This window comes from Mesorhizobium sp. M1295 (assembly GCF_040318135.1).
In the GTDB taxonomy this organism is placed as follows: Bacteria; Pseudomonadota; Alphaproteobacteria; order Rhizobiales; family Rhizobiaceae; genus Mesorhizobium.
Map to the genome: position 1 here is coordinate 25,118 of NZ_JAMYLU010000036.1, position 12,109 is coordinate 37,226.

The window sequence follows — 12,109 nt, forward strand, 5'->3', positions numbered from 1 at the left end:
GGGCTTTGCGATTCATCGGAGGGAGACGAGAGATGGGGAGGCTCAGCTCTTCCGATCGTTTTTCGCTTCTTCGATCGCTGCCTCATGATACCAGGCACTTCCGAAATCCGTTCGGTTGCGCAAAGAAGCAAGTTCTGCTGCGAACTTAGCCTTTCCGCTTAAATTTGAGGCAGAAGCGCGCGCTGCCACCGGGAACATCAGGATTTTGGCCGACTGAGGAGTGGAAGTGATTTCCATTGTCGGTTTCCTTTCTTCGGCACAACCTTGCCGATTCAACCTTTCCCCAAGATAGGTTTCGCAATCGAATTAGGCAACATGATTATAAAAAGATCAGTAGCTGCACAATATTTATGCAAACTATGCTTGTGAGCGATCCGATCGCACAATTACGACGGCTCAGCAATTTTGCGCCGACACTACATCGCTTTTGCCGCATCCGTCGCCGGCGAGAATGGCACACGAATTGCATTTTAGTAATCCGGCAGGTCGGCTGCTGGATAGGCCGGCTCGCCCCGGCGCCATCCAGGGTTCGGTGATCAAGCAACGAGAGGCTAGAATGACGAAATACAAGCTCGAGTACATTTGGCTCGATGGATACACCCCGGTTCCCAATCTCCGCGGAAAGACGCAGGTCAAGGACTATGCCGAGTTTCCGACGCTCGACCAGCTTCCGCTGTGGGGCTTCGACGGTTCTTCGACCATGCAGGCCGAGGGCCACAGCTCCGACTGCGTTTTGAAGCCGGTTGCCGTTTATCCGGATCCCGCCCGCACCAATGGCGCGCTCGTCATGTGCGAGGTCATGATGCCGGACGGCGTGACGCCGCATACGTCCAACAAGCGCGCCACCATTCTCGACGACGAGGGCGCCTGGTTCGGCTTCGAGCAGGAATATTTCTTCTACAAGGACGGCCGCCCGCTCGGCTTCCCCGAGAGTGGCTATCCGGCGCCGCAAGGCCCGTACTACACCGGCGTCGGCTACAGCAATGTCGGCTCCGTCGCCAGGCAGATCGTCGAGGAGCATCTCGACCTTTGCCTCGCCGCCGGCATCAACCATGAAGGCATCAACGCCGAAGTGGCCAAAGGCCAGTGGGAATTCCAGATTTTCGGCAAGGGCTCCAAGAAGGCCGCCGACCAGATGTGGATGGCACGCTATCTGATGCAGCGCCTGACCGAGAAATACGGCATCGACATCGAATATCACTGCAAGCCGCTCGGCGATACCGACTGGAACGGCTCCGGCATGCATGCCAACTTCTCGACCGCCTATATGCGAGAAGTCGGCGGCAAGGCGTATTTCGAAGCGCTGATGGCGGCTTTCGACAAGAACCTGATGGATCACATCGCCGTCTACGGTCCGGACAACGACAAGCGTTTGACCGGCAAGCACGAGACCGCGCCGTGGAACAGGTTCAGCTACGGCATCGCCGACCGCGGCGCCTCGATCCGTGTGCCGCACTCCTTCATCAACAACGGCTACAAGGGCTATCTCGAGGATCGCCGTCCGAACTCGCAGGGCGACCCCTACCAGATTGCCTCGCAGATATTGAAGACGATCGCCTCCGTCCCGACCAGCGCCGAGGTTTCGGCCGCGGCTTGAACATTCGTCCCGGCGTAGACCTCAGGTCTGCGCCGTGACGTTCTCTCCGATCGCATCGCAATAAAAAAAACCCCGGCGTCTCCGCCGGGGTTTTTTTGTTGGCTGCAACGATCCAGATCAGACCGAATAGTACATATCGTATTCGACCGGATGCGGGGTCATTTCGAAGCGCATCACCTCGGCCATCTTAAGCTCGATGTAGCTGTCGATCTGGTCGTCGTCGAAGACGCCGCCGGCCTTCAGGAAGCCGCGGTCCTTGTCGAGGCTCTGCAGGGCTTCGCGCAGCGAGCCGCAGACGGTCGGGATCTTCTTCAATTCCTTCGGCGGAAGGTCGTAGAGATCCTTGTCCATCGGCTGTCCCGGGTGGATCTTGTTCTTGATGCCGTCGAGGCCGGCCATCAGCATGGCGGCGAAGGCAAGATAGGGGTTCGCGCCCGGATCGGGGAAGCGGACCTCGACGCGCTTGGCCTTCGGCGACGAGCCGAACGGAATACGGCACGAGGCCGAGCGGTTGCGTGCCGAATAGGCGAGCAGCACCGGCGCTTCATAGCCGGGTACCAGGCGCTTGTAGGAGTTGGTCAGCGGGTTGGTGAAGGCGTTGATCGCCTTGGCATGCTTGATGATACCACCGATGTAGAACAGGCAGCTCTCGGACAGGCCGGCATATTCGTTGCCGGCGAAGGTCGGCTTGCCTTCCTTCCAGATCGACTGGTGGACGTGCATGCCAGAGCCATTGTCGCCGAATACCGGCTTCGGCATGAAAGTGGCCGTCTTGCCATACGCATTGGCGACCTGGTGCACGACGTATTTGTAGATCAGCATCTTGTCGGCGTTGCGGACCAGCGTGTCGAACTTGATCCCGAGCTCGTGCTGGGCGGCGGCCACTTCATGGTGGTGCTTTTCGACGCGCACGCCCATCTCGGCGAGCACGGTGAGCATTTCCGAGCGCATGTCCTGTGCCGAATCGATCGGCGGCACCGGGAAATAGCCGCCCTTGATGCGCGGCCGGTGGCCGAGGTTACCCGTCTCGTAATCGGTGTCGTCATTGGACGGCAATTCGGTCGAATCCAGCCGGAAGCCGGTATTATAGGGATCGGCCTTGTACTTGACGTCGTCGAACACGAAGAACTCGGCTTCAGGACCGACGAAGATCTGGTCGCCGATGCCTTCCGCCTTCATGTAGGCCTCGGCCTTTTTGGCGGTGCCGCGCGGGTCGCGGTTGTAGGATTCTCCCGAGATCGGGTCGAGGATGTCGCACAGGATGACCATGGTCGACTGAGCGAAGAACGGGTCCATATGCACCGTATCGGGATCGGGCATCAGCACCATGTCGGACTCGTTGATCGCCTTCCAGCCGGCGATCGAGGAACCGTCGAACATGACACCATCGGCAAACATGTCTTCCTCGACCTCGACGACATCCATCGTAACGTGCTGCAGTTTGCCCTTCGGATCGGTGAAGCGCAGATCGACGAACTTCACGTCGTTGTCCTTGATCTGCTTCATGATGTCTTTGGCTGTCGTCATGTCCCTGCTTCCCTATGTGATGACGTTTTGAACATGGCCTTTTAACGGGAAAATTCAGACCGCGTCCATGCCGGTTTCGCCGGTGCGGATGCGCACGACTTCCTCAATGTTGGAGACGAAGATCTTGCCGTCGCCAATGCGACCGGTCTGGGCCGCCTTGCGGATGGCTTCGATCGCGGCTTCGACCGCATCGTCGCCGAGCACGACCTCGATTTTCACCTTCGGCAGGAAGTCGACGACATATTCGGCACCGCGATAAAGCTCGGTATGGCCCTTCTGGCGGCCAAACCCTTTGGCCTCGGTAACGGTGATACCTTGCAGCCCGGCCTCCTGAAGCGCTTCTTTCACTTCGTCTAGCTTGAACGGCTTGATGATCGCTTCGATCTTTTTCATGTAAAAAGTGGCCTCCACTGCCAAAAAAGACGGGTTGTGAGCCCCGCTTGCGCTTCAATCAAGCACGAACTGTGCCAATTGATGGGGCGCCGAGCAGCCTCACATGATTTGGATACCATGCCGCGCAGGAATGTACATTCGCATCATTCGCTGCGTCGGATGCGCCATGAACACCGCGAGCCTACACACCGCCGGTCCTGCCGTCCGCACAAAAATTGGGCAGATCGGATATTTCATGAGCAGCTGCGCGCCGTCGTCCCGAACGAGGTACGCCGCCAACTTTGCTTAGGGACCTTCGTTGTTTGCGTCGGATCAAAAACTGGACAATGCTTGGGGAAATGATGTGCATGTCGCCTGATATTCCATGAGCAACGAACTTTTGTCTCCGTCTGAAATGGCCGAGGCCGATCGGCTGGCGATTGCGGCCGGGCCACTCGATGGCTTCGGCCTCATGCGGCGCGCCGGCGAAGCGGTCGCTGCCGTCGTCCTGGCGCGCTATCCCCAGGCGAGACGCGTCCATGTCCTGTGCGGCCCCGGCAACAATGGCGGCGACGGCTATGTCGTGGCGCGGTTGTTGGCAGAGGCCGGCATGAGCGTTGCCGTATGGGCCGAAGGCAAGCAGAAACCCGGAAGCGATGCCGCGTTGGCCTCTGATGCCTGCAACTTGCCCGTGGAACACATTGGCCATTGCTACCCGGAAGCGGGTGAAGTGGTCGTGGACGCACTCTACGGCGCGGGACTGTCCAAGGACATTTCGATGCATGCGTTGGCCGTCTCAGGCTTGAGCAGCGCTGAGCGCGTCCCGGTGGTCTCGATCGATTTGCCTTCGGGTGTGTCAGGCGAGACCGGCTTGACTAACGCTCACTTCCAGGCCGAGGTCACGGTGACTTTCGTGCGGAAAAAGCCAGGCCATCTGCTGATGCCGGGGCGCGAGCTGTGCGGCGAGATCATCGTCGCCGATATCGGCATTCCGGATGGGATCATCGATCAGCTCAAGGTCACGGCGTTCGAGAACACACCGGAACTTTGGCTGCGATGGTACTACCCGAGAACGGCTGTCGATTCGCATAAATACAAGCGTGGCCATGTTGCTGTCTTTTCCGGCGGACCGAGTGCGACGGGCGCAGCGAGGTTGTCGGCCATGGCCGCGGCTCGCAGTGGGGCAGGGGCAGTAACTGTGCTTTCACCTGGAAACGCCATGCAGGTGAACGCCGCGCATCTGACCTCGATCATGCTGCGCGAGGCCGGCTCGCTCGAAGAGGTGCAGGAATTCCTCGTGGCGCGGCATCCCGAGGCGCTGGTGTTCGGACCGGGGCTCGGGCCGAAACCCAAGGTCGGCGATTTCGCATTGCAGTTGATTGCGGCGATCGCGGATCTGACCCGCGCATCAGCGGCTACGCCTGAAATTCACGCCAGTGCCATCGTTCTGGATGCCGACGCCATCACCTCGTTGGCGCTTCAGCCTCAGGCACTGTTCGACGCAGCGCGTCAGACATGGTCGCCGGCACTGGTGCTGACGCCACATGAGGGTGAATTCGCCAGGCTTTTTCCAGATATCGCTGGGAACAAAAAACAGTCCAAAGTGACCAAGGCGCGCGAAGCAGCAAAGCGCGCCAATGCCATTGTCGTCTACAAGGGTGCCGACACGGTGATCGCGGCGCCCGACGGCAGGGCCGCGATCAATGCCAACGGTGCGCCGTGGCTGGCCACGGCTGGCTCTGGTGACGTTCTGTCGGGGATCGCGGCCGGATTGCTGGCGCAAGGCATGGCGGCCTTCCAGGCTGCCTGCGCGGCGGTCTGGATCCACGCCGAGGCCGGCCGTCGTTTCGGGCCCGGCTTGATCGCCGAGGATCTACCGTCGGCTCTGGTGCCAGTGCTGCGGGAATTGATCGAAAGCCAGCCGGACCTTCGATGAGACGCATTGCACTCCTTTTCACCACGCTCGTCATGGCCGCTTTGGCGACACTGTCGGCGAATGCCGCTGAGCAGCCGGTGACCATCGTCGATGATCCAGCGGTACTTGCTGCTCTCGATGCCAAGGGCTTTGGCTTCGCCGGCATTTTCGGCGTCGACGGCAAGGGCGATTTGAAGACGCTTTATGACAAGGCGCCGGCTTACCACGCGATCGTCGAAACGATTGCAAGCGACGTCGCAGCATTGCGGACCGAGATGAAGGCCGGCGGCCGGCCGCTGTACGAGGTGACCGACGGCAATGTTGGCCGTGTCATGGACATACGCTGGCTGAGGACCGACGCAGCGCGCTTCCGCCTCGTCGGCGTGGTCAACCGGCTCGACCGGCGCGACTTCGCCGCGCTGAAAGGCGACGGGAGTTGCGGCGAAGTGCGCTTCATCTATCGCCTCGCCTACAGCTTCAAGAAGAACGGCAAGGTTTTGGCCTCGCGCCTGCCGTTCAATTTCAGTGCCGTCTACAATGCCACGCCGGATGTCGATGGCGGCTGTGTCGGCGTCGCCGGACGCTGGGCACCACAGCTCGACGAGAGCGTCGATGCCGGCTGGCTGACCGGCGGGCCGCTGGAAAGAGCGGCGCTCACCTTCAAGCAGCTCGAGCTCAATGCGCAAGTGGTCCGCTTCCCCTCCGGCCAGGAGACCGAATTCGGCGGGCAGGCTGCCTATCTCATGCGAATTTTCGGCATCGACGGAACGGCTGTCAGCGAAAAGCCGCTGGAAAACACGCCCGACATGGCACGTCTTGCCGAAGACGCCGCGCTGAAAGCAAGACTTGCCGACTATGTCCGCACCAATGTTGCGGCGGTCGATCTCGGCGTCTACCAAATCCCCGATGAGTTTTTGGCAAGGAAGGTCATTTCGTGGTCGACCTTCGGCAGCGCAAGGCAGGCCAACCACCCGTTCACGCCGCTGTTCCAGCCCGCGGATTTCGAAGGGCTCGATTTCTCTGCGCTGAAGCTGGTGCGCACGCCAGAGGCATTGGTCGAGCGGCTGGACAACGGCGCCTGCCAAGGCTGCCATCAGGCGGGCTCGACCGCCGGTTTCCATTTCATCGGCCTCGATGACAAGACGACCTCGCCGCTCAACCGCATCGAGGTCGGCATCTCGCCGCATCTCCACGCCGACATCCCGCGTCGCGTCGCCTGGCTGCACGCGACTGCCGACGGCAAGGAACCGAACCGCTTCCGCCCGCTGTCCTTCGCGCCGCCGGCGACATGGAGCGATGCTGGACAGATCGCCTATTCGCCGGCCGAGATGGCGATGCCGTGCCTGATGCCGGCGGATGCGGCCCGCTTTGGCGCGACTTGGCAATGCGGCGGCGGCACCGTCTGCACGCCGCTGGCGACCGTGTCCGGCGTGCGCACCAAGCTGGCGCAATGCCTGCTGCCCAAGGACAGCGAAAACATGTTTTCCGGCCATCCATGCCTGACCGGCTCGATCGCCAGCAACCCGGAACAGCCTTTCAATGACCGCTATACCATCACCGGCCAGTTCGCGGCGTTCGCGCCAAGCATTTCGCGCGCCGCCTACACCTGCCGGCCGCCGAAGATCGGTGTGCCGGCGGGGATTGCCTATCGCGGCTGCGACGACCGGGATCGCAGCTTTGCCGCCTTCAAGACGGGCAAACCGATGCCGAACGAGATTTGCGGGTTGGTCGGCGGCAAAAAATTCGACACCTGCGTAGCGACCAATAATTTCGACCAGTGCCTGGGCGGTGCCGTCAATCGCGGCAATCGTCCTGCCTGCTCGGCCGACCATTTCTGCCGCGAGGATTACATGTGCCAGTCGCTGCCACCCGATACGCCCGGCATCGGCAAGGTGAAAGGCATCGGCTTCTGCTCGCCGACCTATTTTATCTTCCAGATGCGCATCGACAATCACGCCACGCCGTGGTCAGGCGCTGCCCGCGCGACGATGGGGGCCGGGTTCGGTGCTGCGGAAGAGGAATAGGCCACCGACTGAGGCATTGGCCGCAGTAGTTCCAGGTGGATAGCTATCGATCGAGGTCGTCGGCGATGTTCGATGTCCATTCGCCGTCGAAATGGCGGACGCGTTCGGCGACGAACGCATCGCTCAGCAGGCTCGACAAGGCAGAAACCAGAATTGGTTCTATCTCTGGAGCCGAGCTAAATCCAAGAGCAATCAGACGTTCGGACCAGGGCGGATGGTCCGCACTTTCGTTATCTCGCGCGTCCCACGCTTTTTGAGCATACTCCTGCAGAATGGGAAGTCTCGACAAGTGAGCGGCGGCCGCCAGGACCCTTTCGAGTGGTGGACGGGGCGGAGCCATGGCGCCAAGCAGTTCACGCTGGAGCGGGCTATAGACTTGATCATCGAAGAACGCACTGGCGGCACCGATCAGAAGCAGGGCGCGGGCCGCATCATGTGCGTCGCCGGACGTCGCTGCATGGCGATCTGCGTCAATTTCCGCTCGTCGCGACAACCGTATTTCTTCGCGCTCCAGAGTGCGCGACAGCGGACCAAGCATCCAGTAGAACAGGCTGCCTGAAACGGTTTTCCCCGGAGGAGCGAAGTCGAAGATTAGATCGAAGCTTTGCTCGAGTTCGGCCAGGTTGAGTCCGCCATTTGTATCTTTGTTTTTCAGATGGGCGTCCTCATGAGCCAAGATCGCCGCAAATGCCTTTTGGTCGGTCGCTGCGAGCAATGGCAGGCCGATGGTGAGAATCGGCCTGCGACCAAGCAAGCCTAGAAACGGCCGCTCTTCACCGACGCTGGCGTTGAGATCGTCGCTCAGGATGATCCTCGTTCGGCTGGCGCGGTGTTTGCCGGCAATACTCTCCCAGACAGCCCACAGCTTCGGGGCTGATTCCCGAGTAATCCCCTTGACCTTGCTGGGTCGAAAACCGGCGAACAATGTTCCGATCAACAGAACGATGGCCGGCATCGCGGCCGGGATTGCAACAGCACCAGTCGCGATGACGGCGAGCGGATGCCAATCGAGGAGCCAGAACCACAGGACTATTGGGCAGAACAGCGGGAGAGCGAAGAGCAGGATGGCAAATCTGCCGAAACGCGCTCCCATGTAGAGGACCAGGCGCGACATCAGCCCCTCACAGCGGGATGTTGTCGTGTTTCTTCCAAGGGTTTTGCATATCCTTGTTGCGCAGCATCCTGAGCGCGCGGGCGATGCGGCGGCGGGTCGAATGCGGCATGATCACCTCGTCGACATAGCCGCGCTCGGCGGCAACGAAGGGCGATAGAAAGCGATCCTCGTAAGCCTTTGTGTGTGCTGCAATTTTCTCCGCGTCGCCGATGTCCTTGCGATAGATGATCTCGACCGCGCCCCTGGCGCCCATCACCGCAATCTGCGCCGTTGGCCAGGCATAGTTCATATCGCCGCGCAGATGTTTTGACGCCATGACATCATAGGCGCCGCCATAGGCCTTTCTGGTGATGACGGTGATCTTTGGCACGGTCGCTTCGGCATAGGCGAACAGAAGCTTGGCGCCGTGCTTGATCAACCCGCCATATTCCTGCGCGGTGCCGGGCAGGAAGCCCGGCACGTCGACGAAGGTGACGATCGGGATCGAGAAGCAGTCGCAGAAGCGCACGAAACGCGCGGCCTTGCGGCTGGCATCCGAATCGAGCACGCCGGCCAGCACCATCGGCTGGTTGGCCACGAAGCCGACTGTGCGGCCTTCGACACGGCCGAAGCCGGTGACGATGTTTTTCGCAAAATTCTGCTGGATCTCGAAGAAGTCACCCTCGTCGGAAACTTTAAGGATCAACTCTTTGATGTCGTAAGGTTTGTTGGCATTGTCGGGAATCAGCCGGTCGAGCGACAGATCGTGATCGGTGACCGATTGGTAGCATTCGATCTCGGGAATTTCCGCCGTGTTGGAGGCGGGCAGCAGATCGACCAGCCGGCGCATCTGCAGCAGCGCCTCGACGTCATTGTCGTAGGCTCCGTCGGCGATCGAGGACTTCGTCGTGTGGACGGAAGCGCCGCCGAGGCTTTCGGCGGTGACCGTCTCATTGGTGACGGTCTTCACCACATCCGGGCCGGTGACGAACATATAGGAGGTGTCGCGGACCATGAAGATGAAGTCGGTCATCGCCGGCGAATAGACGTCGCCGCCGGCGCAAGGGCCCATGATCAGTGAAATCTGCGGAATGACGCCGGAGGCCAGTACATTGCGCTGGAAGATCTCGGCATAGCCGCCGAGGGCCGCCACGCCTTCCTGGATGCGGGCGCCGCCGGCGTCGTAGAGGCCGATGATCGGCGCGCGGTTGCGCAGTGCCATCTCCTGCACCTTGACCACCTTTTCGGCATGCGCCTCGGACAGCGAGCCGCCGAACACGGTGAAATCCTTGGCGAAAAGATAGACCGGGCGACCGTTGACGGTGCCCCAGCCGGTAACGACGCCGTCGCCGGCGATCTTGGTTTTCTCCATGCCGAAATCGGTCGAGCGGTGCTCGACATACATGTCGAACTCCTCGAACGAGCCCTCGTCGAGAAAGACGTCTATGCGTTCGCGGGCGGTCAGCTTGCCCTTCTTGTGCTGGGCGTCGATGCGGGCCTGGCCGCCGCCCATGCGAGCGACCTCGCGGCGGCGCTCGAGTTCCTTCAGCACGTCCTTCATGACCGGTCCCCGAAACGGAAAGCTTGATTGTGGTAATCATGCCTGGGGGAGAGCGCAAGCGCCGCTTCCTAATGGCTTTTGCTGCGCTGCAGCATCAGGCCCCTTGCATTTCGATGCGAACTGGGCCATATGCGGCGGCATAGGCGCTTGGGCCGGGATAATCCGGCCTTCTCGATGAATGAGACTGGTTGCGTCTGTTTTCCCTCTTCCCGACATATCGGCAAGGTGGCGAAAAAGCCCCGTGGCATGATGCCTGCGGGCACGACAGCGCTGCCGTGCGGACGATAACGTCCGCCCGCCTTGTCGTTTCATGACAATTTTCGACGGCAGGTTGCGCCCTGCCGCCATTGATGTTTGCGGCCAGGAGCCGCATGAAAGAAGAATATTTTGACCAATGAAAACACTTTGACCGGTAAGGACGCTGGGGAACTGAACGGTTTCGCCGCACTTGGAATTACCGGCGCACTGCTCAAGGCCACGAATGCCGCCGGCTTTACCGATCCGAAGCCGATCCAGGCCCAGGCGATCCCGCCGCAGCTCGAAGGCCGCGACATTTTCGGCATCGCCCAGACCGGCTCGGGCAAGACGGCGGCGTTCGCGCTGCCGATCCTGTCGAAGATCATCGCACTTGGCACCAAGCGCCGGCCGAAGACAGCCCGCGCACTGATCCTGGCGCCGACGCGCGAACTCGCCGTGCAGATCGAGGAGATGATCAAGCTGCTTGCCAAGGGCGCGCATGTCTCGACAGCGCTGGTGCTTGGCGGCGTCTCGCGCTTCAGCCAGGTGAAGAAGGTTGCGCCCGGCGTCGACATCCTGATCGCAACGCCAGGTCGGCTGACCGACCTGGTGCGTGAAGGCGACCTCGTGCTTGCCGACACCAAATGGCTGGTGCTGGATGAAGGCGACCGCATGCTCGACATGGGCTTCATCAACGACGTCAAGCGCATCGCCAGGGCGACGGCGCCGGACCGTCAGACGGTGCTGTTCTCGGCAACCATGCCGGCCGAAATCGCCGAACTGGCGAAAGGCCTGCTGAAGAACCCGATTCGCGTCGAAGTCGCTCCTCACAGCACCGCGGCCGCCGAGATCGTGCAGGGCGTCGTCTTTGCCCGCACCAAGCAGAAGCGTCAGGTGCTGGCCAACATGCTTGCCGACGAGGCGATGAAGTCCGTCATCATCTTTTCGCGCACCAAGCATGGCGCCGACAGGGTGACAAAGGATCTCGAGCGTGACGGCTTCAAGGCCGCCGTCATCCACGGCAACAAGTCGCAGAACGCTCGCCAGAAGGCACTCAACGATTTCCGCGAGGGTTCGGTGCGCATTCTCGTGGCGACCGACATTGCGGCGCGCGGCATCGACGTGCCGGGCATAAGCCATGTGGTGAATTTCGACCTGCCGGACGAGGCGGAGAGCTATGTCCACCGCATCGGCCGCACCGGCCGTAACGGCATGGACGGCATCGCCATCACGCTCTGCGACCCGTCCGAAAACAGCAAGCTGCGCCAGGTCGAGCGCATCATCCGCACCAAGCTGCCGATCGTTGCCGACCATCTCGGCAGCCCCGATCCACAGCGCAATCCCGCCGAGAAGAACGAGCGTAGTTTCGAACCGGCCAATGATCGCAACGACCACAATGGCCGTCGCGACGGCAGGCGGCCCGGCGGCGCAAACAACGGCTTCGGCAAGAAGCGGTTCGGCGACAAGCCAGCCTTTGCGGGCGAGCGCAAGCCGGAAGGCGCCAAGCCCTTCAAGGGCAACAACAAGCGCCGCTTCGGCGGTAAGCGGCCGGCAGCGCGGGCCGCATAGCCTGACCGTGTTGCGGTCGGCCAAGCTTGGCTTGGTCACTCACGATTGAAAAGGGGGGGGCGGCGGGGGGGGGGGGGGGGGGCGGCGCGGGGGGGGGGGGAGTGTTGGTGGAGTGGGGCCGGGTGCGGCCCGGGAAGCGCGAGGGAGAGTTAGAGAGACCCGACCCGCGGGCGAAGGGGGGGGGGCGGGAGGAGCGTGTGAGTTTGACAGGAGG

The 12,109-nt window shown here is 61.4% G+C and carries 9 protein-coding genes; 4 read left to right on the forward strand and 5 right to left on the reverse strand.

The window, feature by feature from the left end; translation table 11 throughout:
* Window positions 1–42: 42 nt before the first annotated feature.
* Entirely contained in the window at window positions 43–237 is a 195-nt protein-coding gene (locus tag NKH29_RS30305) for a DUF2735 domain-containing protein (RefSeq protein WP_031193555.1), read from the reverse strand.
* 319 nt (window positions 238–556) lie between these two features.
* On the opposite strand from NKH29_RS30305, the gene NKH29_RS30310 reads away from it, so the two are divergent.
* Complete coding sequence (locus NKH29_RS30310; protein WP_352908404.1) at window positions 557–1,597, forward strand: glutamine synthetase beta-grasp domain-containing protein; 1,041 nt, start codon at window positions 557–559, stop codon at window positions 1,595–1,597.
* A 117-nt stretch (window positions 1,598–1,714) separates the two neighbouring features.
* Here the strand turns inward: NKH29_RS30310 and glnA are convergent, their stop codons facing one another.
* Window positions 1,715–3,124, reverse strand: a complete 1,410-nt coding sequence (gene glnA, locus NKH29_RS30315; protein ID WP_023717536.1) for a type I glutamate--ammonia ligase — start codon at window positions 3,122–3,124, stop codon at window positions 1,715–1,717.
* A gap of 54 nt (window positions 3,125–3,178) precedes the next feature.
* Entirely contained in the window at window positions 3,179–3,517 is a 339-nt protein-coding gene (locus NKH29_RS30320; protein WP_019857988.1) for a P-II family nitrogen regulator, read from the reverse strand.
* A 364-nt stretch (window positions 3,518–3,881) separates the two neighbouring features.
* Between NKH29_RS30320 and NKH29_RS30325 the strand changes: the two genes are divergently transcribed.
* Together NKH29_RS30325 and NKH29_RS30330 are read left to right on the forward strand one after the other, a co-directional pair.
* A complete protein-coding gene (locus NKH29_RS30325; protein ID WP_352482516.1) occupies window positions 3,882–5,432 on the forward strand; it encodes an NAD(P)H-hydrate dehydratase in 1,551 nt (516 codons plus the stop codon).
* A complete protein-coding gene (locus NKH29_RS30330) occupies window positions 5,429–7,435 on the forward strand; it encodes a hypothetical protein (RefSeq protein ID WP_353001241.1) in 2,007 nt (668 codons plus the stop codon). The genes NKH29_RS30325 and NKH29_RS30330 overlap by 4 nt, the downstream gene beginning before the upstream one ends.
* Window positions 7,436–7,478: 43 nt before the next feature.
* Here the strand turns inward: NKH29_RS30330 and NKH29_RS30335 are convergent, their stop codons facing one another.
* Together NKH29_RS30335 and NKH29_RS30340 are read right to left on the reverse strand one after the other, a co-directional pair.
* A complete protein-coding gene (locus NKH29_RS30335; RefSeq protein WP_353001242.1) occupies window positions 7,479–8,549 on the reverse strand; it encodes a M48 family metallopeptidase in 1,071 nt (356 codons plus the stop codon).
* 7 nt (window positions 8,550–8,556) lie between these two features.
* Window positions 8,557–10,089 (reverse strand): acyl-CoA carboxylase subunit beta, encoded by a 1,533-nt coding sequence (locus NKH29_RS30340; protein WP_023717541.1) that lies wholly within the window; start codon window positions 10,087–10,089, stop codon window positions 8,557–8,559.
* Between the two features lie 387 nt (window positions 10,090–10,476).
* Here NKH29_RS30340 and NKH29_RS30345 point away from each other — a divergent pair, with 387 nt between their 5' ends.
* Window positions 10,477–11,895 (forward strand): DEAD/DEAH box helicase, encoded by a 1,419-nt coding sequence (locus NKH29_RS30345; protein WP_023717542.1) that lies wholly within the window; start codon window positions 10,477–10,479, stop codon window positions 11,893–11,895.
* The last annotated feature ends 214 nt before the right edge of the window (window positions 11,896–12,109 follow it).

Excerpts from the sequence above, each read along its gene's own strand:
- NKH29_RS30330 (WP_353001241.1), top strand. The coding sequence starts at position 5,429 with ATGAGACGCATTGCACTCCTTTTCACCACGCTCGTCATGGCCGCTTTG.
- glnA (WP_023717536.1), bottom strand. The coding sequence starts at position 3,124 with ATGACGACAGCCAAAGACATCATGAAGCAGATCAAGGACAACGACGTG.
- NKH29_RS30325 (WP_352482516.1), top strand. The coding sequence starts at position 3,882 with ATGAGCAACGAACTTTTGTCTCCGTCTGAAATGGCCGAGGCCGATCGG.
- NKH29_RS30335 (WP_353001242.1), bottom strand. The coding sequence starts at position 8,549 with ATGTCGCGCCTGGTCCTCTACATGGGAGCGCGTTTCGGCAGATTTGCC.
- NKH29_RS30340 (WP_023717541.1), bottom strand. The coding sequence starts at position 10,089 with ATGAAGGACGTGCTGAAGGAACTCGAGCGCCGCCGCGAGGTCGCTCGC.
- NKH29_RS30320 (WP_019857988.1), bottom strand. The coding sequence starts at position 3,517 with ATGAAAAAGATCGAAGCGATCATCAAGCCGTTCAAGCTAGACGAAGTG.
- NKH29_RS30310 (WP_352908404.1), top strand. The coding sequence starts at position 557 with ATGACGAAATACAAGCTCGAGTACATTTGGCTCGATGGATACACCCCG.
- NKH29_RS30305 (WP_031193555.1), bottom strand. The coding sequence starts at position 237 with ATGGAAATCACTTCCACTCCTCAGTCGGCCAAAATCCTGATGTTCCCG.